Source organism: Actinoplanes xinjiangensis, assembly GCF_003148685.1.
Classification (GTDB): domain Bacteria; phylum Actinomycetota; class Actinomycetes; order Mycobacteriales; family Micromonosporaceae; genus Actinoplanes; species Actinoplanes xinjiangensis.
The window spans coordinates 481141-503485 of sequence record NZ_QGGR01000005.1 but is presented as its reverse complement, the minus strand read 5'-3'; the positions used below and the strand labels follow the sequence as shown (position 1 = coordinate 503485).

General features: G+C 71.0%; 21 protein-coding genes. 15 read left to right on the top strand and 6 right to left on the bottom strand.

Annotation, left to right across the window (positions count from 1 at the left end):
* Positions 1 to 465: 465 nt before the first annotated feature.
* Positions 466 to 1188, bottom strand: a complete 723-nt coding sequence (locus BC793_RS50575) for a DUF2231 domain-containing protein (protein WP_211340635.1) — start codon at positions 1186 to 1188, stop codon at positions 466 to 468.
* Between the two features lie 221 nt (positions 1189 to 1409).
* On the opposite strand from BC793_RS50575, the gene BC793_RS51285 reads away from it, so the two are divergent.
* The 4 genes from BC793_RS51285 (at position 1410) to BC793_RS14560 (ending at position 6616) form a co-directional block, all read left to right on the top strand.
* Entirely contained in the window at positions 1410 to 3431 is a 2022-nt protein-coding gene (locus BC793_RS51285; protein ID WP_146246277.1) for a GGDEF domain-containing protein, read from the top strand.
* 96 nt (positions 3432 to 3527) lie between these two features.
* Positions 3528 to 4262 carry a matrixin family metalloprotease gene (locus BC793_RS14570; RefSeq protein WP_109593011.1) on the top strand — a complete coding sequence of 245 codons (735 nt, stop codon included), beginning with the start codon at positions 3528 to 3530 and terminating at the stop codon, positions 4260 to 4262.
* An 83-nt stretch (positions 4263 to 4345) separates the two neighbouring features.
* Entirely contained in the window at positions 4346 to 6112 is a 1767-nt protein-coding gene (locus tag BC793_RS14565) for a cellulase family glycosylhydrolase (RefSeq protein WP_109593010.1), read from the top strand.
* Between the two features lie 150 nt (positions 6113 to 6262).
* Complete coding sequence (locus BC793_RS14560) at positions 6263 to 6616, top strand: STAS domain-containing protein (RefSeq protein WP_109593009.1); 354 nt, start codon at positions 6263 to 6265, stop codon at positions 6614 to 6616.
* 36 nt (positions 6617 to 6652) lie between these two features.
* On the opposite strand, the gene BC793_RS14555 is transcribed toward BC793_RS14560, so the two are convergent.
* On the bottom strand, positions 6653 to 7315 hold the full coding sequence (locus tag BC793_RS14555) for a carbonic anhydrase (protein ID WP_109593066.1): 663 nt from the start codon (positions 7313 to 7315) through the stop codon (positions 6653 to 6655).
* Positions 7316 to 7776: 461 nt separating this feature from the next.
* On the opposite strand from BC793_RS14555, the gene BC793_RS14550 reads away from it, so the two are divergent.
* Genes BC793_RS14550 through BC793_RS14530 form a run of 5 tightly spaced genes read left to right on the top strand, consistent with a single transcriptional unit; the run spans position 7777 to position 14492 of the window.
* Positions 7777 to 9021, top strand: a complete 1245-nt coding sequence (locus tag BC793_RS14550; RefSeq protein ID WP_109593008.1) for a glycosyltransferase — start codon at positions 7777 to 7779, stop codon at positions 9019 to 9021.
* Positions 9018 to 10649, top strand: coding sequence for an ArnT family glycosyltransferase (locus BC793_RS14545; protein ID WP_109593007.1), 1632 nt, complete (start codon positions 9018 to 9020; stop codon positions 10647 to 10649). Before BC793_RS14550 ends, BC793_RS14545 begins: the two co-directional genes overlap by 4 nt.
* Positions 10646 to 11893 (top strand): glycosyltransferase, encoded by a 1248-nt coding sequence (locus BC793_RS14540; protein ID WP_239170011.1) that lies wholly within the window; start codon positions 10646 to 10648, stop codon positions 11891 to 11893. Before BC793_RS14545 ends, BC793_RS14540 begins: the two co-directional genes overlap by 4 nt.
* Positions 11890 to 13980 (top strand): galactose oxidase early set domain-containing protein, encoded by a 2091-nt coding sequence (locus BC793_RS14535; RefSeq protein WP_203896194.1) that lies wholly within the window; start codon positions 11890 to 11892, stop codon positions 13978 to 13980. Before BC793_RS14540 ends, BC793_RS14535 begins: the two co-directional genes overlap by 4 nt.
* On the top strand, positions 13977 to 14492 hold the full coding sequence (locus BC793_RS14530) for a hypothetical protein (protein WP_109593006.1): 516 nt from the start codon (positions 13977 to 13979) through the stop codon (positions 14490 to 14492). Before BC793_RS14535 ends, BC793_RS14530 begins: the two co-directional genes overlap by 4 nt.
* A gap of 41 nt (positions 14493 to 14533) precedes the next feature.
* Here the strand turns inward: BC793_RS14530 and BC793_RS14525 are convergent, their stop codons facing one another.
* Positions 14534 to 15688: an outer membrane protein assembly factor BamB family protein gene (locus tag BC793_RS14525; RefSeq protein WP_109593005.1), complete on the bottom strand. Its 1155-nt coding sequence runs from the start codon at positions 15686 to 15688 to the stop codon at positions 14534 to 14536.
* A gap of 71 nt (positions 15689 to 15759) precedes the next feature.
* Here BC793_RS14525 and BC793_RS14520 point away from each other — a divergent pair, with 71 nt between their 5' ends.
* The 3 genes from BC793_RS14520 (at position 15760) to BC793_RS14510 (ending at position 17299) form a co-directional block, all read left to right on the top strand.
* Positions 15760 to 16329, top strand: coding sequence for a GNAT family N-acetyltransferase (locus tag BC793_RS14520; RefSeq protein WP_109593004.1), 570 nt, complete (start codon positions 15760 to 15762; stop codon positions 16327 to 16329).
* A 25-nt stretch (positions 16330 to 16354) separates the two neighbouring features.
* The gene (locus BC793_RS14515; protein WP_203896193.1) at positions 16355 to 16861 is read left to right on the top strand and encodes a DUF4265 domain-containing protein; all 507 of its coding nucleotides are present in this window, start codon (positions 16355 to 16357) and stop codon (positions 16859 to 16861) included.
* A gap of 78 nt (positions 16862 to 16939) precedes the next feature.
* Entirely contained in the window at positions 16940 to 17299 is a 360-nt protein-coding gene (locus tag BC793_RS14510; RefSeq protein ID WP_109593003.1) for a hypothetical protein, read from the top strand.
* Positions 17300 to 17408: 109 nt separating this feature from the next.
* On the opposite strand, the gene BC793_RS14505 is transcribed toward BC793_RS14510, so the two are convergent.
* Positions 17409 to 18215, bottom strand: a complete 807-nt coding sequence (locus BC793_RS14505; RefSeq protein ID WP_109593002.1) for an alpha/beta fold hydrolase — start codon at positions 18213 to 18215, stop codon at positions 17409 to 17411.
* Positions 18216 to 18271: 56 nt separating this feature from the next.
* Between BC793_RS14505 and BC793_RS14500 the strand changes: the two genes are divergently transcribed.
* Together BC793_RS14500 and BC793_RS14495 are read left to right on the top strand one after the other, a co-directional pair.
* Positions 18272 to 18913: a TetR/AcrR family transcriptional regulator gene (locus BC793_RS14500; protein WP_239170010.1), complete on the top strand. Its 642-nt coding sequence runs from the start codon at positions 18272 to 18274 to the stop codon at positions 18911 to 18913.
* 59 nt (positions 18914 to 18972) lie between these two features.
* Complete coding sequence (locus BC793_RS14495; protein ID WP_146246276.1) at positions 18973 to 19212, top strand: hypothetical protein; 240 nt, start codon at positions 18973 to 18975, stop codon at positions 19210 to 19212.
* Between the two features lie 26 nt (positions 19213 to 19238).
* On the opposite strand, the gene BC793_RS14490 is transcribed toward BC793_RS14495, so the two are convergent.
* The gene (locus BC793_RS14490) at positions 19239 to 20663 is read right to left on the bottom strand and encodes an NAD(P)/FAD-dependent oxidoreductase (protein ID WP_109593000.1); all 1425 of its coding nucleotides are present in this window, start codon (positions 20661 to 20663) and stop codon (positions 19239 to 19241) included.
* A gap of 127 nt (positions 20664 to 20790) precedes the next feature.
* On the opposite strand from BC793_RS14490, the gene BC793_RS14485 reads away from it, so the two are divergent.
* On the top strand, positions 20791 to 21483 hold the full coding sequence (locus BC793_RS14485; RefSeq protein ID WP_109592999.1) for a TetR/AcrR family transcriptional regulator: 693 nt from the start codon (positions 20791 to 20793) through the stop codon (positions 21481 to 21483).
* A gap of 51 nt (positions 21484 to 21534) precedes the next feature.
* On the opposite strand, the gene BC793_RS14480 is transcribed toward BC793_RS14485, so the two are convergent.
* Complete coding sequence (locus tag BC793_RS14480) at positions 21535 to 22335, bottom strand: SAM-dependent methyltransferase (RefSeq protein ID WP_109592998.1); 801 nt, start codon at positions 22333 to 22335, stop codon at positions 21535 to 21537.
* Positions 22336 to 22345 lie beyond the last annotated feature (10 nt).

The following is a 22345-nucleotide window of genomic DNA, read 5'->3' as shown; positions in this document are numbered from 1 at the left end:
CTACACGCGATGCTCCGCACCACCACCCCCTACCAGCACAAACCGGCAGAGAAAATCGCCCTCGCCGCTTGACAGAAACCATAGGGACACCCCCCGCGGCGCGCGGCACTCCCCCGCACCTTCGGTGGCTGGCCCTCACCGCTGTCTCAGCCGCGCTGAGACAGCGCTGACAGCCAGCCGGTTCTTCCCGGCTGGTCCCGACCGTTGTCTCGGCCGCGTTGAGGCAGCGGTGGCAGCCAGCCGGTTCTTCCCGGCTGGTTGTGGCCGTTGTCTCGGCCGCGTTGAGGCAGCGGTGGCAGCCAGCCGGTTCTTCCCGGCTGGTCCTGGCCGTTGTCTCGGGCGCGCTGAGACAGCGGTGGTAGCCAGCCGGTTCTTTCGGGCTGGTTCTGGGCGTTGTCTCAGGTGTGCTGAGGCAGCGGTGGCAGCCAGCCGTCACTCGGCTGGGCAGATGCTGTCACCGGCGCCTCAGCGGGCGCGGGGCGGCACTGCCGCCAGCCGGGCATCGCTGCCGGCTTGTCGCGGGGCTGGGGTGGGCCGGGATTCGGCATTGCCGGCGCGTGGCGGAGCGGCGGGGCGTGGCGAGGGGTTGCGGCGGGGGGAGGGGGCCGGACGGGGGGAGACGGTTGGGCGCCGTGGGTGGGGTGCGGGCGCGGGTGGTGGGAAGGGGGCCGGGCGGGGGCCGGGGGGCGGCGGGTTGGTGAGGAGTTGGTTCAGGGTGGTGGCGGACGGGCGGTGCGGGCTGTCGGTGGGGCGCCGGGGGTCGGCGATCGGGGCACCCGGGGCGGCGAGCCGGCCACTGAACCAGGCGCTGAATGCGGCGGCAGCCAGGCCGGTGACCTCGATCGTGAGCAGGCTGGCGGAGGTGGTGCGGTCGGGTTCGCGGACGCGCATGAGGGTGAGGACGGCGTAGATGATGAGGACGCCGACGTCGAGGAGCAGGGCCAGGACGAAGATGCGGGTTCCGGCGGGTCCGGTCGCCGCCACGGCGTCGGCGACGGCGGCCAGCGTGGCCAGCAGGCCGCCGCCGAGTCCGGCGACGAGGTTCCAGAAGGCCGCGGTGCCGAGCATGGCGGGCGCACCGAGCAGGGTGGCCAGGTCGAGGACGAACGCCGTCCAGAAGAGGCCGAGGGGGAACATCAGCAGCAGCGGCTGCATCCCGTGGCCCGCGATGCGGAGCCGGCTCTGCATCCGACCGTTCCCCCTGCCGTGCTCACCGGTGTAGTGGACCTATCCAGCCTCGGGGGAATGGTCCGGAAACGGGCGGTCCCGTGCGGGTGATTCGCTGTCCCGAGGGGTGATTCCGCCCTGGCGGGCCGGCTCGGGAGCGCGGGTGGGCCCGGAAAGCCTCAAGGGGAGCGTGCCGGCGCCGATGGGGGCTGGGTCAGGTTCAGCCAGGGAGGTGCCGCGTCGTGAAGCGCGATTCCCTCGGCATGGTCCAGCGGTCCCGCCGGGAGTCGTTGCGGGCGTCGGCCGTCTACGGTGCGGTTCCGGCGGTGCTGGCCGCGGCGTACACGATCGGCACCTGGAAAGATCCGAACCGGGCGGCGATGCTGCTGGTCACGGCGGCGATGGTGGGGTTCGCGGGGCTCGGCTGGGCGGCGGCGGGCCGGATCGCCCGGACCCGGTGGTGGATCTGGATCCAGTCGACCGCCGCGGCGGTCAACCTGGCCGGCTCGGCGGCACTGGGGGTCCTCGACACCGGCGTGGCCGGACCGCTGGGCACGCTCATCCCGCTGTCGGTGGTGCTGCTGGCGATCGTGATGCCACCTCGGGCCTTTCTCGTGACGGCCGGGTTGGGCGTCACCGCGTACACCTCGGTCATGATCGTCGGTGACCGGCCGCCCGCCGGGTATCCGCTGGTCCACGCCCTGGCTTTCGGCTGCATCGCGTATCTGTGCCTGCGGCATTCGGCGGTGCTGGCGTCGTTGCGGCGGCGGCTGGCGGACAGCTCGCGCACCGACCCGCTGACCGGCTGCCTGAATCGGCGCGGTTTCGAGGAGCGGGTGGCGGCCGAGCTGGCCGACGCGGAGCGCGGTGGCAGCCCGGTGACTCTGGTGCTGCTGGACCTGGACCATTTCAAGGAGGTCAACGACACGCACGGCCACCGGGCCGGTGACGAGTTGCTGACCTGGACGGCTCAGGAGCTGCGGGCGGACCTGCGCACGCACGACGTGGTGGGCCGGCAGGGTGGCGACGAGTTCGCGATGCTGCTGCCGGGCACCGGCGCGGCGGACGCGGAGGTCGTGGTCGAGCGGCTGCGGGAACGGTTGCGGGTGTGTTCGCCGGCGAGTCTGGGTTCGGCGACGTTCCCGGGCGACGCGAGCGACGTCGCCGGGTTGCTGCTCGCCGCCGACCAGCGCCTCTATCAGGACAAGGCGGTCCGGGTACGCCGGGCGCCGACAGCCGCGGCGGTGGCCGGTGCGCGTTCCGGGATCCGGCCGTCCGGCCCGGTGGCGGCGGTGGAGGCGCGGGAACGGCGGCGGCATTCGATCGCCGATCCGGGCTGGGTGTCGATCACGCAGACGGTGGTGGCGCTGGTCTACGTGGTGCTGGTCGCGAACGATCACGCGCACCGGGCCGGCATGGTCGCGCTGTCGCTGTGGGGTTTCTTCGCCGGTCTGGCGGTGGTGGTGGGCGCCGACTGGCTGAGCCGGTCGCGTCTGGCCCGGCCGTTGATGCTGGCGTTCGCGTTCAGTTCGTTCCTGAGTTGCGCGGCGATCGCCACCCTGGACGGCGGGGTGGATCAGCCACTGGGTATCGGGGTGCTGCTGCCGATCCCGCTGCTGATGCTCGGTATGCGGCCGAAGGTGGCCGCCCCGCTGGCGCTGGCGGCGGGGGCCTTCTATCTGATGGTGGGGCTGCGGGTCGGTGACGCCTCCGGGTGGTATCTGGCGTTGCAGCTGCTGGGGACGGCGGCCGCAGCGGTGGCGTGCGCGTTGCAGGGCCGGGCGGCGGCCGGTCAGCGCCGGATGCTGACCCGGTTGTCGCGGGTGGACGTGCTCACCGACGTGCTGAACCGGCGGGGTTTCGCGGAGCGGTTCGCGGCCGAGGTCGCGCAGAGCCGGCGGACCGGCCGGGGCGCCGCGCTGCTGGTGCTGGACCTGGACGGGTTCAAGCTGGTGAACGACGCGCACGGGCATGCGGCCGGTGACGAGCTGCTGCGGTGGGTGGCGGCGACGCTGCGCTCGCAGGTGCATCCGCATGACATCGTGGGACGGCTGGGCGGCGACGAGTTCGTGGTCCTGCTGACCGACGGTGACGCGTTCGAGGTGGCCGGCAGTCTGCGGACGGTGCTGGGCGCGCGGACCGGGGTGAGCATCGGTGTCGCGGTCCTCGGGGTCGACGGCGAGGACTTCGACGGGCTCTACGCGGTCGCGGACGCCCGTCTCTACCAGCAGAAGAAGCCGTCGCCGGGGTACGTCCGAAGCTGACTCCCGCGGCAACCGGCCGGCAACCGGCGGTCACCCGGGACGGCACCCGTGACGATCACAGAATGGGGCTTCCCTTCGATCGGATCGGACCCCCGTATGAAGCGCGTACTGCTCCTGCTCGCCGCGGTGTCGACGCTGGTGGTGGCTCAGCCCGGAGTGGCTCTGGCGGCCGCCGGCAGCGCGAAGGCGTTCGCCTTCATCAGCCAGTCCCACGGCAGTGACCTGATCGCCCGCTGGAACCCGTGCGGCGGCGCCATCGACTACCGGGTCAATCTGGACCGTGCGCCGAAGGGTTCGCTGGCCGAGGTGAAGACGACGTTCAGCCGGATCACGGCGGCCACCGGCCTGACGTTCCGCTATGCCGGGACGACCGATGTGATCCCGCAGGCGAAGCCCGGCTACCGGGGTACGTACCCGGCCGGCACCGAGATCGTGATCGCCTGGGCGACGCCGGGCAGGCACAGCACGTGGCTGCCGGCGGGGTCCCGGGTGCTGGGCATGGGCGGGGGCTCGTGGCAGACCGCGTACGCGTCGTCCGGTGGTGACGCGCTGATGATGCTCTCCGGCGCGGTGGTGCTGAACGCGACGTCGGTGAAGTCGTTGGATCGTGGTTTCGGGGCGTCGTCGCACGGCACCACCGGCGCGGTGCTGATGCACGAGATCGGCCACGCGATCGGCCTGGCGCATCCGGAGCAGAACGACCGGAACCAGATCATGTACCCCACGATCACGTCGAAGAAGGCGGTGTGGGGCGCCGGTGACCTGACCGGTCTGCGCAAGCTCGGCAAGGCGTCGGGCTGCCTCCACACCCGGCGGCCGGCCCGGAGCTGACGTCCGGCATGGTGCGGAAAGGCCCCATGGGTCGCTGTTCTCATAGGTGTTGCGCATGGTGAACAAGTGATTACCGTCGATACATGCGGGCCTTCTTCCTGGCACTTCTGCTGGTGGTCGCGGGTCTGGCGGCACCGGCGCGACCGGCTGCCGCCGCCGCCCCCACCGACACCCATGGTCGCGAGATCGTTCTGCGCGGCTTCAACGTCTCGGGCAGCACCAAGCTGTACGAGAACGGACTCCTCCCGTTCCGCAGCACCGCCGACGCGGCTGCCGCGGCCGCCCAGATGCGCGACCTCACCGGCGCCAACGCGATCCGCTTCCTGATCAGCTGGGAGGGGGTGCAGCCGGCCCGGGACCGGATCGACACCGGATACCTCGACCGGGCCGCCGACCAGATCCGCCAGTTCACCGACCGGGGCATCCGGGTGCTGCTCGACTGGCATCAGGACCTGTACTCGTCGCACCTGTTCGACCCGGACAGCTGGTACACCGGCGACGGCGCACCGAAGTGGGTGATCGACGCCGGGACCTACCCGGACGAGTCGTGCGGCATCTGCCTGCTGTGGGGGCAGAACATGATGAACAACGGCGCGGTACGGGCGGCGATGTACGACTTCTGGCGTAACCGCCACGGGGTGCAGGACGCCTACCTCACGCAGGCCCGTGCCGCCCTCACCCACCTGTGGTCCCGTGTCGACCACCGGATGATGCTGGGCGTCGATCCGTTCAACGAGCCGTTCGACGGCGGGCTCGACGGCGCTTCCGGGACCACCTGGGAGACCACCTGGCTGATGCCGTTCTACCGGCGGTTCCGGGACGTGATGGACGCGTCCGGCTGGTCGTCGCTGCCGCTCTACGCCGAGCCCCTGGTCTTCTGGAACACCGGGTTCTTCGAGCAGGGCGGTCTCGCCACGGCCGGTCGGCTGGGCCCCCGCTACGTGTTCAACAGCCACTACTACGACGGCGGCCGGATGACCCTGGACCCGTCGGCGGCCGGCGACGGGACCTACAGCGCGGCGATGAACCGGATCCGGGATCGGGCCACCGCGCTCGGGACCGGTGCGTTCGTCTCCGAGTTCGGCAACGCGATGTCCGGCACGAGCAGCAGCTCCCGTACCCCCTGGATGATCCGGTCGATGTATCAGGGCCTCGACTCCCGGGTGTCCGGCGCCTCCTTCTGGAACGGTGCGGCCGGCTCCGGGCCGGTGCTGTCGTCGACCCAGTGGCACTGGGACGTCTACAGCGGCAGGCACCGTGAGCTGATGAACTTCAACCCGGACAAGGTGCAGACCACCGGCGACGCCTGGAACGGCGAGGACCATTCGGTGATCGCGAACGGGGCGCTGCGACTGGACCGGCGGGTACTGGACCGGCTGTTCCCCAGCGCGGTGGCCGGGACCACGGTGGCGTTCGCCTACGAGGACCTGGCCCGGGACGGGTTCGGGGGCGCGGGCCGGCAGCAGGCGTGGCTGACCGTGCCGTCCCGGCTACCCGCGATCGCCGGCCTGGTCGCCGGCCGGCAGTACGGCGTACTGGTCTGGCGGGAGCCGGCCACCGCGCCGACCGCCCCGACCGAGCTGCACCTGCCGGGGTCGTTCCCGTCGGCCCGTACGGTGGTGGTGTCCGATCTCGGTGCCGTCGCCGGGGTGCCGGCGAGCGGGCCGATCGCGGTGGCCACCGAGACCGGCGCGACGACCGCCCGGCGGTTGCTGCTCGACGCGACCGGGTCGGCGCCGGGGCGGGTGCACGTGGCGCTGGTGGTCAACGCCGCCGACGTGGCGTCGGTGCCGGCCGCCACCCTCACCGCCGCCCGCACCGAGCTGCTCGCCTGGGCGGCCGCACTGTGATCCCGGGGCGTTCACTCGGCGTGGACCAGATCGATCTTCTTTACCGTGAGCTGATCTGCGTGCCGTTCTGAGGTGCGCCATTGTTGGCTCGGTCACCGTGTCACCGGGATTTCGGCTCCCGGACACATTCCGCGGGTACCACTTGCAGGTATGAACGACCCGCGTTACGAGATCGAGCGAATCAACCACCGAACGGGCTCCACCGTCCACTTGCATCTGATCGGGGCGTTCGACCGGGATGCCCACCGGGTCCTGCGCGCCGGTATGCGAGACGCGTTCGCCTCCGGCCGTCGTGGCCATCTGGTGATCGTCGACATGGCACGGGTGGAGACGATCGGCAGCGAATGCATCGAGCTGCTGCTGATCGGCTACACCCGCGCCATGCGCGGTGGGCACGGCTACGACATCGTGCACGCGGCCGGCCATGTGCGGCAGGCCCTGGCCCTGACCGGACTGTGCGAGCCGGAGACCCTCTACAGCCCCGTGACCGCTACAGCCCCGTGACCGCTACAGCCCCATGACGGCTACAGCCCGTGACCGCTACAGCACCGTGACCGTGCCGGTGTCCAGGTCGTAACGGGCGCCGACCACCCGTGCGCCACTGTGCGCGACGATCTCACTGCGGGTGACCAGGGTGGACACCTGGGCCCGGACGTTGGCCCTGACGGCCTTCTCCACGCCGTCCGGGTCGTCGACGTACGGCTCGACGATCGGGCGCAGCGCGTCCACGATCGCGCCGATGTGGCCGGGCGCCTCGCCGCCGGTCCGGATCGCGTTGAGGGTGGCCGAGACGGCACCGCAGCGCTCGTGCCCGAGGACGACGATCAGTGGCGGGGCGAATTCCTCGACCGCGTACTCGATGCTGCCGAGTAGCAGGTCGTCGACGATGTTGCCGGCGACCCGGTTGTCGAAGAGGTCGCCGACGCCCTGGTCGAAGAGGATCTCCGGGGCGACCCGGGAGTCGGCGCAACCCAGGATGACGGCGAACGGGTGCTGGCCGGCGGCGATGTCGTGGATCCGGGTGGGGCTCTGGTGGGGGTGCCGGCCGTGGCCGGTGACGAACCGGCGGTTGCCGGCCAGGAGCTGCTCCAGGGGTGTGCCCGCGGGGTGCGAGGCCCGGGCGGCCGGCGCGAGGGCGACCGATCCGGCGAGTGCGCCGCCGACGGCGAAGAGTGACCGACGGCGAAGCGTTGAGTCCAGCATCGTGTGCTCCAAAAAGAGAGGGACGACCTCATCCTGCTCCTGATGATCAAGTACGCCCAGTAGATATCGCGATCAAGACATGCAGATACCGCAATAGTCGGCAAATCGGGCGCTTGGTGCATTTTTTCGGATGCCCGGAGGTTGTTCCCTCGGACGCGTGACGCGGGAAAGAGCCGACATGACTTATGTTCTTTCAGCGGCCCCGACGGCCGTCGCCCGGTCGCATCCTGACGCTTGCGCCGGGCCGTCTTTCGTACCCGGAATCGGTTCCCGGAATGAAATCTGTCGCCGATCCGACCGTTGTTTCGCGGGAAACACAATCGAAACGACTCACCGGAAAGCGGGAATCAGAGAGATCGACTTGAATAGTGTGCCGACGTTCGCGATATGGTCGGCCCGCTCCATTCTTTGGAGTCGAATTCCCTCATTGCTGAAAGGCGACGACCTTGGCTGCCGCCGTCATGATTCTTATTTCCGTCGTGCTGGCCACGTTCGCGGCGGTGACGCTCTGGTGGACGATGCACGCGTGGCGTACCCCGGAGACGCTGGCCGCGACACGCTTCGCGGAGCCGGACGGTGACCACCGGCTGACGTTCTCCCTGCTGCTGCCGGCCCGGCACGAGCAGGCGGTGCTGGAACACACCATCCAGCGCCTGCTCCACTCCACCCACCAGGGTTACGAGATCATCGTGATCGTCGGCCACGACGACCCGGACACCGCCGCGGTGGCCCACGCCGCGGCGGCGAAGGCGCCCGGCCGGGTGCTGGTGGTCACCGACCACAACGAGGTGAAGAACAAGCCCCGTGCCCTGAACACCGCCCTGCCCTTCGTCCGCGGCGACGTGGTCGGAGTCTTCGACGCCGAGGACCAGGTGCACCCGCATCTGCTCGAACACGTCGACCACGCGTTCCGCACGACCGGCGCGGACGTCGTCCAGGGTGGCGTGCAGCTGATCAACTTCCACTCCAGTTGGTACAGCCTGCACAACTGCCTGGAGTACTTCTTCTGGTTCCGCAGCCGGCTGCACCTGCACGCCGACAAGGGCTTCATCCCGCTCGGCGGCAACACGGTGTTCGTCCGTACCGACGTGCTGCGCACCGCCAACGGCTGGGACGGCACCTGCCTGGCCGAGGACTGCGATCTCGGCGTGCGGCTGTCCAGCCGGGGCGCCAAGGTGGTCGTCGCCTACGAGGCCTCCCTGGTCACCCGCGAGGAGACCCCGGACACCATCGGCAGCCTGCTCAAACAGCGGACCCGCTGGAACCAGGGCTTCCTCCAGGTGCTGCGCAAGGGGGAGTGGCGGCGGCTGCCGTTGCGCCAGCGGGTGCTGGCCCGGTACACCCTGACCGGCCCGTTCCTGCAGGCCTTCTCCGGCGTGGCGATCCCGATCGGTGTCGCCGTCGGTGTCCTCGCCGATCTGCCGGTCGGTATCGCGCTGGCCACCTTCGTCCCGTTCGTACCGATGGCCGCCAACATCGTCTTCCAGACCATCGGCCTGCGTGACTTCGGCAAGCAGTACCGGCTCAGGATCAGGCCGCGTCACTACGCCTGGTTGCTGGCCGGTGCGTTCCCGTACGCCCTGTTGCTCAGCGTCGCCGCGCTGCGCGCCGTCTGGCGTGAGTACAGCGGCCGCCGCGACTGGGAGCTGACCACACACGTCGGCGCCCATCTCCAGAACGCCAACGCCGAGGCCGGTGCCGCATGACGACCACCAGTGAACCCCAGCAGACCACCACGACCGCGCTCATCCCCAAGGCGCGCGGCAGGCTCGTCGAGACGACCCTGCCGCGGCTGCCGGCGCCCGATCACGAGCAGAGGCCCGCGCGGGTACGGCGGCGCGCGCTCATCGGCGGCGAAGGACTCCTGGCCGGTGCCCTGACCACGCTGGTGCTCACCGTCCTGGGCGTCAACATCAGCGGGTACCCGATGGTGAACGACGACGAGGGCACCTACCTGGCGCAGGCCTGGGCGGTCGCCAACGGGCAGGGCCTGGCCCACTACACCTACTGGTACGACCACCCGCCGCTGGCCTGGATCCAGCTGGCCGGGCTGTCCTGGATCCCCGGCCTGTTCGGGACGGAGGGCTCGACGGTCGCCACCACCGGCCGGATCGCCATGCTCCCGGTGATCGCGGCGGTCGTGCTGCTGGTCTACGTGATCTGCCGCCGCCTCGGCATGGCCGTCTGGCCGTCCGCCGCCGCACTGCTCGTCTTCGGCCTGTCCCCGCTCACCGTCGTCATGTACCGCGGCGTCTACCTCGACACCTTCGCCGTGGTGTGGATGCTCGCCGCCCTGGCCCTGGTGCTGTCACCACGCCGGAACCTGTGGCACTTCACCGCCGCCGGCGCGGCCACCGCGATCGCGGTGCTGAGCAAGGAGACCATGCTGGTGACCCTGCCGGCGGTGGTGCTCGCTCTCTGGCAGCACACCGCCCGCAGTTCCACCCGGCCGTGGGCGGCCGGCGGCTACCTCAGCGGACTGGTCCTGGTCGGCGTCTTCTATCCGCTGTACGCGCTGCTGCGCGGCGAACTCTTCCCCGGTGCCGACCACGTGTCGCTGATCGGCGCCTGGCAGTTCCAGCTGGGCTCCCGGGCCGGCAGCGGCAGCGTCTTCACCGATGGGTCGATTGCCGGGAACCTGGTCGGATCCTGGCTCGACCACGACCCGTACCTGCTGGCCGGTGGTCTGATCGCGACCGTCGTCTGCCTCTTCGTGCGCCGCCTGCGGCCACCGGCCGTGGCCGGCGCGATCCTGGTGCTGATCGCCTGCCGTCCCAGCGGCCACCTCCCGGTGATGTACGTCGTCCAGCTCCTGCCGTTCTTCGCCATCGCCGTCGGCGGAGTGCTCGACCTGGTGGGCCGTCGCGCGCCGGCCCGGAGACGTCTGCTGCGCCTCGCGGTTCCGCTCGTCCTCGCGGTGCTCGCCGCGACGTTCGTCGCCCCGCGCTGGTGGGCCGGCAACCAGGTGGCGCTGACCGCCGATTACCACGACGGCTACGTGGCCGCCGCCCGCTACCTGCGCGACGAGGTGCCGGACCGGGCGAACACCACGATCGTGCTCGACGACGTGCTGTGGCTCGAGTGCGTCGACGCCGGCTACCGACCCGAGCGGACCATCTGGTTCTACAAGCTCGACCTGGACCCGGCCGTCGCGGCCCGGCTGCCGAACGGCTGGCGCGACGTCGACTACCTGGTCTCGACGCCCGCGCTGCGCGGTGACTCCACGTCGCTGCCCGCGGTGAACACCCTGCTGACGAACTCGACGGTGGCCGCCGGCTTCGGCGAGGGCGAAGGCCGTATCGAGATCCGCCGCATCAACAAGGAGAACCCATGACCACCCAGGCACAGGGCCGGGCGGCCGTCGGAATGCTGCACCAGGCCACCGTCACACCCGGTGAGAAGACCCTCTCGCTGGAGCGCTACCGCGGATCCGGGCGTACCCGGGCGGTGCTGCCCGGTGAGATCGGGGTGGGCCCGCTGCCCTCCGTCCTGCTGCAGAGCGTCATCGTGCCCACCTACAACGAGCGCGACAACATCCCCGCCCTGCTGGAGCGGCTCGCCGCCGCGCTGCCGCACGACGACACCGAGATCGTGTTCGTCGACGACAGCACCGACGACACCCCGGCCGTCATCGAGCAGGCCGCGCGGGACTTCCCGATGGCGATCACCGTCCATCACCGCGAGAACGGTGCGGGCGGGCTCGGTGGCGCCGTGGTCGAGGGCATGCGCCTGGCCCGCGGCGAGTGGATCGTCGTGATGGACGCCGACCTGCAGCACCCGCCGGAGATCGTGCCCGACCTGATCGCGGCCGGCCTGCGGGACGGCGCCGACCTGGTCGTCGGCAGCCGGTACGCGCACGGCGGCGACACCGGCGGCCTGGCCGACGGGTACCGCAGGCTGGTCTCCCGCGGTTCGACGCTGCTGGTCAAGACGCTGTTCCGGAACAGTCTGCTGTCGGTCAGCGACCCGATGAGCGGCCTGTTCGCGATCCGCGCCAGCTCGCTGGACGCCGGTGAGCTGCGCCCGCTCGGCTACAAGATCCTGCTGGAGCTGATCGTCCGCAACCGGCCCGGCCGGATCGTCGAGGTCCCCTACGGCTTCCAGACCCGGCACGCCGGCGAGTCGAAGTCGACCGCGGCCGAGGGCATCCGCTTCCTCAGACACCTGGGCGTCCTGCGGTTCGGCCCGGCGCGTCTGCGGATGCTGGCGTTCGCGCTGATCGGCATCTCCGGTCTGCTGCCCAACCAGGCCGTGCTGTGGGCGCTGCTGCACTTCACCGGGCTCCACTACACGGCCGCCGCGGTGATGGCCAACGTCGTGGCGGTGGGCTGGAACTTCGTCCTCACCGACACGCTGCTCTACCGCAAGCACCGGGATCGCGGCCCGCTCAGCCGGTTCAGCCGCTTCTTCCTGATGGGCAACGCCGACCTGGTGCTGCGCATCCCCCTGCTGACGTTGCTGGTCAGCGGGCTGAACCTGGGCGTCCTGGTCGGCAACATGCTGACCCTGGTCGCGTCCTTCCTCATCCGTTTCCTGATCTCCGACAGGCTGATCTATCTCGCCGGGAAGAAGTCATGACCCCGTCACGCCCCCTGATGAGCCGGCGCAACCGGCTCCACATAGCCCAGTTGCTGGTGCTGTCACTCGTCCTGTTCCTGGCTCTGCCGGAACGCCCGGCCTCGGCCGGTGCCAACCTGATCGCCAACCCGGGCCTGGAGTCGATGGCACCGGACGGGTTCCCGGTCTGCTGGGAGAAGTCCGGTTACGGCAACAACGGCCACACGTTCGAGGTCAGCACCGACGCGCACAGCGGCGCCCGGTCGATGGCGGTCACGCTGACCAACGCGGGCGAGGGCGACCGCAAGGCGATGATGCTCGAGGACACGTCGTGCGCGCCCAACGTCACGCCGGGCCACCAGTACGACCTGTCCGTCTGGTACAAGACGTCCACCCCGAACACGGTGATGACCGTGTTCCGGCACGACGTCGCCCAGGGCTGGGTCTACTGGACCGACCTGGCCACCCTTCCGGTCACCGCGGCCTGGACCAGGCAGAGCGTCCGTACCCCGCAGATCCCGGCGAACACCGACCAGATCGTCTGGGGTGTCACCGTCTACGGCAACGGCACCCTGAAGACCGACGACTACACGATGGTCGACGCCACCCAGACGGTGCCGGACGCGTCGTGCAGCGCGGGCGTCAAGTGCGTCAAGGGCGACTGGCAGGTCATGCCGTTCCAGTCGGCGGTGCGGGCCATCCACGCCGTGGTGCTGCGCAACGGCGACGTGCTGCTGATCGCGGGTTCCGGCAACGATCCGGAGGCGTTCGCCGCCAAGTCGTTCAAGACCGCGATCTACCGGCCCGGGTCCGGCACGTTCACCGCGGTGCCCACCCCCGAGGACCTCTTCTGTGCCGGTCACGTACAGCTCAAGGACGGCCGGATCCTGGTGATGGGCGGCAACAAGGACTATTCGGCCGCGGACGGGAGTCACGGCTACAAGGGGCTGAAGAACTCGTACATCTTCGACCCGGGCACGAACTCCTACCAGCGGGTCAACGACATGACCGGCGGCAGCTGGTACCCGTCGGCGACGATCATGGGCAACGGCGACGTGATCAGCCTCGGCGGCCTCGGTGAGGACTCCAGCGGCACGGTGCTCACCCAGTACTTCGACGAGTCGGAGGGCCGCTGGCTCGGCGTCGGCGAGACCCGGCAGACCTGGAGCTTCTGGGGCCTCTACCCGTCGATGATCCTGATGCAGGACGGGCGGCTCTTCTACACCGGCAGCCACGTCTTCGGCAACGGCCTGCCCGGCTCCGGTGCCTCGATCTACGACTACGGCACCGCCACCATCACCCCGGTCAACGGCCTGCGCAAGAAGGACGAGCGGGACCAGTCGATGAGCGTCCTGCTGCCGCCGGCCCAGGACCAGAAGGTCCTCACCATGGGTGGCGGCAACAACGAGACCAACCCGGACGCCCACCGGCTCACCGACCTCATCGACCTCAAGCGGCCGTCACCGGTCTACACCGCCGGCCCGCAGATCCCGCAGGGCACCCTGACCGGCGGCGTCCCGCAGACCGGCGACCAGGGCAAGATGTACGTCTCCGCGGTCCTGCTCCCGGACGGCAAGGTCTTCGAGACCGGCGGCGCGATGCACAACCGGGCCGACCCCGTCTACGAGGCGTCCATGTACGACCCGGCCACCAACACGTTCACCGCCGGGATGGCCACCGACCCGGTGCCGCGCGGCTACCACTCGTCGGCGTTCCTGCTGCCCGACGGCCGGGTGATGGCGGTCGGCGACAACCCGGGCAACGGCACCTTCGACATGCGGGTGTCGGTCTACTCGCCGCCGTACCTGTTCAAGGGCGCCCGGCCGCAGATCACCGGGATGTCCACGCTGAACTGGGCGTACGGCAGCTCGAACACGATCACCGTGGACGGGCCGGTCCTGAAGGCCGAGCTGATCCGCCCGGCCGCCGTGACGCACTCCAGCGACCCGAACCAGCGGTTCGTCGACCTGCCGATGACGGTCACCGGCAATACGATCAGCCTCAACCTGACCAGCAATCCCAACCTGGCGCCGCCCGGCTGGTACATGCTGTTCGTGGTCGGCACCAACGGCGTCCCGTCGGTTGCGAAGTGGGTGAAGGTCGGATGACCAGGACACGAATCGCCGCCCTGACCCTGGCCGCGGTCGCCCTGGCGGGCGGCACCACCTGGGCACTCGGCGCGGAGCCGGAGACGGCCCGGTTCGGCACCACCGAGGTGGCCGTGCAGCAGGTGCTGCCGGTCAGCCCCTCACCGGGTCCGGCCACGTCCGGGCGGACCGTGCCGAAGAAGGCCCCGGAGAACCGGCCCGGCCCGGCGCCGACCAGGCCCGGGAGGCACGTGGCGCCGGCACCGTTCGTGCAGACCTTCGCCGCTCAGCCGGGAGTCACCCGGCAGAAGCCGAAACGGAGGCCGACGGCCCCGGTCAAGGTGGCGACGGCGGTCGACGGCTGCGACCGCAACTACGGCACCATCGCGCACTGCATCCCGGTACGGTTCCCGCCGGGTGTCACCGACAAGTGCGCCTGGCTGCGTGACCACGGCTACCAGGGCATCAAGGTCGCGACCCGGGACCGGCAGGGGCTGGACCCCGACCGCAACGGCGTCATCTGCGACAGGTGACCCGGGTGCGGGGCACGCCCACCGTGCCCCGCACCCCACCGTCACCACCCGGCGTCCTCCGGCGGGCCCACACCCACCAGGTCGGCGCCGTCCAGGTAGATCAACCTGTCGGAACTCGCGATCAGCGCCGGCTCCGGCCCGGTCCAGCGGATCCCGTGGACCCGGCTCCACAGCGTCAGGCCGTCGCCCGACCGCAGCAGCCACAGGCCCGCCTCGTGCTCGACCACCCCCGGCCGCCCGTCCGCCGGTGCGGGCACCTGTGCCGGCGGGGCCCCGCGATCGTCCAGGTCGCGGTAACCGATGCCGGGTGTCCAGGTGATCCGGCCGGCGACGAGCGTCTCACCCGCGCCGAGCGGGATCGTGCGGTTGGCGCCGGTGTAGGTGTTCACCATCTCGACGCCGCCCTCGACCGGGACCGCCAGTTCGCCGCCGTTCACCGGCCCGGCGGCGTCGCACGTCGTCGGGATCTCCCGCGTCCAGTGGACGGTGCCGACGTCGGTGCCGCGCAGGACCGCGGCGCACCCCGGCCGGGCCGGCGGTGCGAAGAGGATCACCCGGTACAGCGCGGGGATCAGGCGCGTCACCCCGGCCGGCCGGACCATGCTCCACGGGACCCGGCCGTCGTCGAGAACGATCGCGCTGATCGTGCGCTCACCCAGCAGGAGCACACACTCGCACTGGTACGGCGTGGAGAGCACCGGCTCGACCCGCTCCCCGGTCCTACGGGACCACAGCCGTTCACCGCGGTGGAGATCCCACGACGACAACTCGCAGCCCCCGCCGCGGCACTCGGCGAGCAGGAGCCCGGCCGGCTCGGCGACCACCCTGCCGGTCGACTCGCGCTGCCACAGCATCGTCCCGTCGGTCGCGCTCACCACCCGGAACCCGCCCGGCCCACGGACCACCACCGCGCCGGCCGCCACCGACACCGAGTCGCGGGTGACCCGGTAGCCGTCCGGCAGATCGAGCGACCAGCGCAGCGCGCCGGACGCCGGGTCCACCGAGATCAGCCGCCGGTCCTGGCCGATCAGGCCGAACTCCCGGTCGGTGAAGTCCCAGCCGCTCACCGGTGACGGGATCCGCCACCGCTCGGCGAGGGCGGGGCCGTCGTTCAGAGTGGGAAGGTCGGGCGTGGTGCACCCGGTGGCCACCAGGACGACGGCCAGGAGCAGCGACGTGAGCGAGCGGCGCGACATGCATTCAGCATGAGCGATGGCCGCGAGGAATCTCCGTCGCGTGGCCACGGCCGGTGTGTGATCGTGGGCGGATGCCGCAACCTGTTCTGCGTACCGGGCGGATGCTGCTGGTCCCGCTCGCGGACGAGCACCTGGAACTGGAGGTCGCGCTCGACGCCGACCCCGAGGTGCTGCGCTATCTCGACGGCCGGGCCCGCACCCGGGAGGAGGTCACCGAGTTCCACGCCGTCCGGATGGAGCGGGGCCGCCGGGTCGACGGGCTCGGGTACTGGGTGGCGTTCGGCGCCGGTGACGAGTTCATCGGGGTGATGATGCTGCCGCCGGCCGCCGAGGAGTCGGTCGCCGAGCTGGGGTATCGGCTGGCGCGCCGGCACTGGCGTCGGGGCTACGCCGCCGAGGCGTCCCGGGAGTTGCTGCGGCACGGCTTCGAGACGGCCGGCCAGAGCCGGATCATCGCGCAGACCATGACCGTCAACGCCGGCTCCCGTGCCGTGATGGCCAAGGCCGGCCTGCGGTACCAGCGGACCTTCTTCCCGGACTATCCGCCCATTCCGGGCTCCGCGGAGGGCGAGGTCGAATACGCGATCACCCGGGACGAATGGCTCGCACTCACCCGTACGCCCGAGGTCGGGGTGGGCTGATCTTCTGCGACACTACGTTCGGCGTGTGAACGGTGAGTTCGGGTCCGGGGTGGCGATGGCAGCGGTCGAGGTGCACTTCGATCTGCCGCGCGTCGGCGACGACTGGCCGCCGGTCGAGGTGGAGAGCCTCTGGGCTGAGACGGTCGGCGACGACGTGGTACGGCTGACCAACGTGCCCTGGTTCGTGCGCGGTGTGGCCAGCGGCGATCTGGTGCGGGTCGAGGCGGACGCCGACGGCGTGCTGTGGGCGGCCGAGCATCTCGAGTGGTCGGGCAACTGCACGATCCGGGTCGTGCCGTTCCGCAGCGGTCCGCTGCACGGCTCCCGTCAGCGGGTGCTGGACGCGTTCGAGCCGTTCGGCGTCACCGGCGAGGGCATCCAGCAGTACGGCCTGGTCGCTCTGGAGGTTCCGCCGGACGCCGATCTCGCCGGCGTCCAGCGGGTGCTCCGGGCCGGCGCCCGCGACGGCTGGTGGGACTACGAGGAGGGCTGCGTCAGCGACGAGTGGACCGCCGCCGCCCGGAGCCGCTAGGACGGCGGGGGAGCGTGCCGACAAAACCGGTTCAGTCAACCGGTGTAGCGGAGGCGGGTCGAGGGCATCCATGTACACATGTCGATTGACCGTGAGGATCCGGTGAACTGCCCCGCCCGCGTCACGCTCGACGCGGCACAGTTGGCCTTCTTCGATGCACTCCCCGCCGGGGCGCCGAGTGTGCAGTCCGAGCTGGGCTGCGAGCTGGAGTTGGGTCACGAAGGCTCACATGCAGCCCTCGGCCAGCAGGTCGACGCCACGATGTGGTGGATCCAGTGGACCCTCAGCGCATCGGAGGTCAACCCGTACACCTGGTGCCCGGGGCGCCAGGTCGCTCCCGTCGTGGACCGCGACGAGCTGGAGTGCTCCCTGTTCATCGGGCATCCCGGTGAACATTCGTCGACCGGGCGCTCCCGCCAGGACAGTCGCGCGTCCTGAAGCGATTCAGTTCAGGAGGCGAGACGACGGGAGCCGCGCATGACGGAAGCCGGCATGGCGAGCCGGAGGGGACGTCCGGGGCCGATGCGCCCTGGGCGTCCCCTCCGGACTAGCGGCCGGCGAAGAACTCGGCGAACGGCTCGACGATCCGCGGATTCGCCCGCGCCAGACCGTCGTGCTGACTGCCCGGGATCTCCAGGGTGCGGGCGCGGGGTATCGCCGCGGCGAGTGCCCGGTGGATCTTCGGGTAGTAGGGCGGGCCCTTCGCGCCGCACATCAGCAGCACCTCGGCGGTGACGACGGCCCACCGGGAGGCGGGCCCGCCGTGCTCGTCGATCGACGCCGACTCGTCCAGCGTCATGGCCACCAGGTCGCCCATCATGCGCCCGATCGGCGTGCGCAGGAACATCCGGGTGATCGCCACCTGCATGCCGACCGGCAGCCTGCCCGCCGCCGACTGGGTGTTGAGCCCCGCGCCGGTCAGGGCCAGGGCGCGGGCCGTGTCGCCGGCCTGTGCCGCCGCCCGAGCGCCCGGCAGCCAGTCGACCGGGAACAGATCGTCGACCTGCATCGGCACGTCGTAGACCGCGAGCCGTTCCATCGGCACCTGCAGGCGGGCCGCCTCCAGGGCGACGACCGCGCCACCGCTGTGACCGAGCACGTTGACCGCCCCGGTGTGCGCCAGCACCGTGGCCAGGTCGTCGATGTCCTCCTGCATGGAGTAGGGGACGCTGCGCGGCGGCGCGTCGGCCCGGCCCCGGCGGTTGTAGAGGTGGACGGTGAACCGGTCGGCGAGCCTGGCGGCCAGCCGCCGGTAGATGTCGATGGTCACGCCGCCGCCGTGCACGACCACGAGGTCCGGCCCGCTGCCGGTGGTGTGCAGGGGGATCCTCGCCCCGTCTCTTGTCTCGATCATCTCGGTACCTTCCGTCGGTAAACCGCGAACGCTGTTCGCAGTTTACAGTAGTGCAGGTGAGCGACGCACCCCCGATTTGGTCGAGACCGGAACGCGGCAGCCGTGGACCCCAGCCCGGCCACAGCCGGGACGAGATCGTGGCGGCGGCCGTCACGCTGGCCGACGCCGACGGGCTGGCCGCGGTCTCGATGCGGGCGGTCGCCGGCGCGCTCGGCACCGGCGCCGGCAGCCTCTACCGCTACCTGTCGTCGCGCGACGATCTGCTCGACCTGATGACCGACCGGGTGCTCGGCGAGCTGCGCCCCTATCCCGGGCCCGGCCCGGACCCGATGACCACCCTGGTGGAGCTGGCCGGCCGGCAGCTCGATCTCTACCGCCGGCATCCCTGGCTGATCGAGCTGCTCACCCGGCCCAGCGGCATCGGCCCGGAAGGGCTGGCCTGGTTCGACCACTGCCTGCTCGTCCTCCGGCCGGTGCGGTGCGCGAGCGCCGCCAAGTTCGAGGCGCTGGCGATGATGACCGGGGTCGTGACGCTCTTCGTGCGTCAGGAGCGGGCCGCGCCGCCCCCGGCCTTCACCGGGCTGGACCTCACGCCGTACCCCCATCTGGTCGCCGCTTTCGCGGATCCGGGCGCGCCCCGCGTGGATCTCTTCGAGCGGACCTTGCGGGGTCTGCTCGGCGCTCTACTCGATGAGTGAGGCAGCCCGCCACCCGGCTCGGTGCAGACGCCCGGAGGTGGTTGCCTAGGATGATCGGCATGAGTCAACCAGCGGACGGGCCGGTAACCGCGGCACGTGTGGAGTGGACCGGCGCGCGGTATCGGATTCATCTGGTCCGCGGCGGCGGTGGCGGGATTAGCGTCGTCGACGGCGGCGCACGGCCGGCCGAGGCGATGGCGGCACTGACCGCCCGGGGGGTGTCGGCCGAGGATGCGGAGCACTGCATCCGCGAGATCGAGCCCGGCTTCCGGGCGGGTGGGGGGCCGGCCCTCCGGTAGAGAGCCGGCCCGCCGGCTAGACGGCGTCAGGAGTCGAAGGAGAAGCCGAACGCGTTGGCCGCCTTCAGGATCAGGCCGTCCCGGCCGCCGTTGCGGTCCGAGCGGGCGATCGCGTTACGGATCACCCGCACGGCCGGGTAGAGCACCGGCTCCGGGGGGATCGGCAGTGGCTTGCGCTTGGCCATCTTCACCCGGGTACGAACGGTGTCCTTCCCGTCCAGCAGGTCCAGCATCACGGTCGCCCCGTAGCGGGTGGCGGCCACGCCCAGCCCGGTGAACCCGCTGCTGTAGGCGACCTTGCCACCCATCGCCCGCCCCTGGAAGGCGGCCAGCTGGGTGCACATGTCGATCATGCCGCCCCAGGCGTGGCTGAACTTCACGTCACCGAGCTGCGGGAACGTACGCAGGAAGTGGTCGGCGAGCCGGGTGAAGGTCTCCGGGTTCTGGTCGTGCTCGGGCCGGATCGTGCCGCCCTTGTGGTAGACCGCGTCGTAGCCGCCCCACAGGATCCGGTTGTCCGAGGTCATCCGGTAGTAGTGGAACTGCCGTGAGGTGTCCGAGATGCCGAACCGCCTGACCCAGCCGATCTCGCGCACCTGCGCGTCGGTCAGCGGCTCGGTCATCAGGACGTAGTCGTAGATCGGCACGGTCAGCAGCCGGTTGCGCTTGAGCAGCGACGGGAAGCCGTTCGTGGCGAGGGCGACCCGGCGGGCGCGTACGCTGCCGGCCCAGGTCGCCGCGCGTACCGTGGCGCCCTGGTCCTTGATGTCGGTGACCGGTGTGTTCTCGTAGATCCGCACCCCGAGCCGCAGACAGGCCGCCTTGAGACCCCAGGCCAGCTTGGCCGGGTGCACCAGTGCGGCGCCCTCGTGCTGCATCAGCCCGGCCCGGTAGAGCGGCGACTTCACCAGCGCGCCCAACTCGTCGCGGTCGTAGAAGGTGGTGCTGCCGGTGACCGCCGCGCGCAACTCGTCGACCTGGTGCGGCTCGGTGGCGACGGCGAGCACGCCCTCCTTCTGGAACTCGGCGTCGATGCCGTGCCGGGTCAGCGTGGCCTCGAAGCCGGCGAAGTTCTCCGCGGCCAGCGCGTCCAGGATCGGCAGCTCGTCGGCGAAGTGCCGGCGCCCGTTCTCGGTGCCGTGGGTGAGGCTGGCCTCGACGAAGCCGCCGTTGCGCCCGCTGGCGGCCCAGGCGATCTCGTTGCCCTCGACCAGCACCACGTCCAGCGACGGGTCGGCCTCCTTGGCGATCAGCGCCGTCCACAGCCCGCAGTAGCCCCCGCCGACGACGAGCAGGTCGGCGTCGGTGGAGCCGTTCAGCGCCGGCTGGGGGGCCGGCCGACCCGGGTCCTCCAGCCAGAACGGGGTGCGAGCCGCGCCGGCCAGGGCCTTGCGGATGCGCTGCTCGTCGGTGCGGATGGCCAGATCATAAGCGGGGGGTGTGGCCGCCATGGTGAGTCCCTTCAACTCTCTCGAGATCTCCCCGGGTGTCGGCCGATGGGAGATCTCGTGAACAGATGAAACCGCTCCGCGCATGCTTATGTCAATGCGTTGACATAAGAGGCGCTAAGGTGGGGACGTGCCTGGAACACAACGTGTGCGCACCGTGGGGGCCCGGCGCCGGAAGACGCGGACGGGTGTCGTGCTGACCGCGGACCTGATCGTCGACACGGCATTGCGCCTGATCGACGCGCCCGGCGGCGACAAACTGAGCGTCCGGCGGCTCGGGGCCGAGCTCGGCGCCGACCCGACCGCCGTGTACCGCTACTTCCGTGACATGGACGCGCTGCTGCTCGCCCTCGCCGACCGGCTGATCGGCGACGCGTTCGCCGAGTTCGTGCCGCGCGCCCACTGGGCCGACTCACTGCGCGACCTGGCCGCCTCGCTGCGCCGGTCGATGCGGCTGCACCCGCGCCTGGCGCACCTGCGGGCGATCCGGGTCACCGCCGGCCCGCACGAGATGCGGGTCGTCGACACCGGCATCGGGATCATGCTGAGTGCCGGGTTCGCCCCCGCCGACGCGGTCCGCCACTACCGCGACTTCGTCGACACCGTGCTGGCCGTGGCGGCGGTCGACGCCGCCGAGCTCACCGAGGAACAGGAGGCGGCGGAGCAGGAGGCGTGGTCCCGGGTCTACACCGCCCTGCCCGCCGACGGTTACCCCAACGTGCACCTGGTTCGCGAGCATCTGCCGTCGATGTACAACTCGGCCTTCCCCGGGACCATCGACAAACTTATCGACGCCCTGATCCAGGCGGCGCCGGCCAGGTGACGCCTCCTCAGGCGGCGCCTCCTCAGGTGGCGCCTCCCCAGCGGCGCCTCCTCAGGCGGCGCCGACGCCCGCGTAGGCGCCGAACCGCTCGGGGTGCTCAACCGTTTCACCCGGTCCCGGCCGCCACAGCGGAATGTGCACCAGGCCCGGATCGACCAGCGGGAACCCGTCGAACCACGACGCGATCTCGGCGTGCGACCGCAACACGATGCCGGTGCCGGTCCGCGACGACAGCTTCTGCGCCTCGATCACCTCCGGTGGCTGCCCGTCCGCCGTCGCGTGCGAGATCACCAGATAGCCGCCCGGCCCGGCCGCCGACCGCAGCGCCGCCACCAGCCCGGCCGGATCGGCCTCGTCCGGGATGAAATGCAGAACCCCGGCGAGGAGTACGGCCACCGGCCGCCCGAAGTCGATCAGTCCTAGTTCCGCCGTCTCCCGGAGGATCCGATCGGTGTCCCGGGCGTCGGCCAGGATCACCCCGGTGCCGGCGACGCCGGCCAGCATCGCCCGGCTGTGCTCCACCGCGACCGGATCCACGTCGACGTAGACGACCGCCGAGCCCGGCGCCTCCGCCTGCGCGATCTCGTGCACGTTGCCGGTCGCCGGGATGCCCGAGCCGATGTCCAGGAACTGCCGGACCCCGGCCCCGGCCAGGAACCGCACCGCCCGTTGCAGGAAGGCGCGGTTGGCCCGCATGGTGGCGCCGATGTCCGGGGTCATCGCCTCGATGTGGCCGACCAGTTCGCGGTCCACCGGTAGGTGGTGGGTGCCGCCCAGGAAATAGTCGTACACCCGGGCGGCACTCGGCCGGGTCGTGTCGATGCCCGGCGGCACCCAGTCAAGATCAGTCATGCATGCAGAT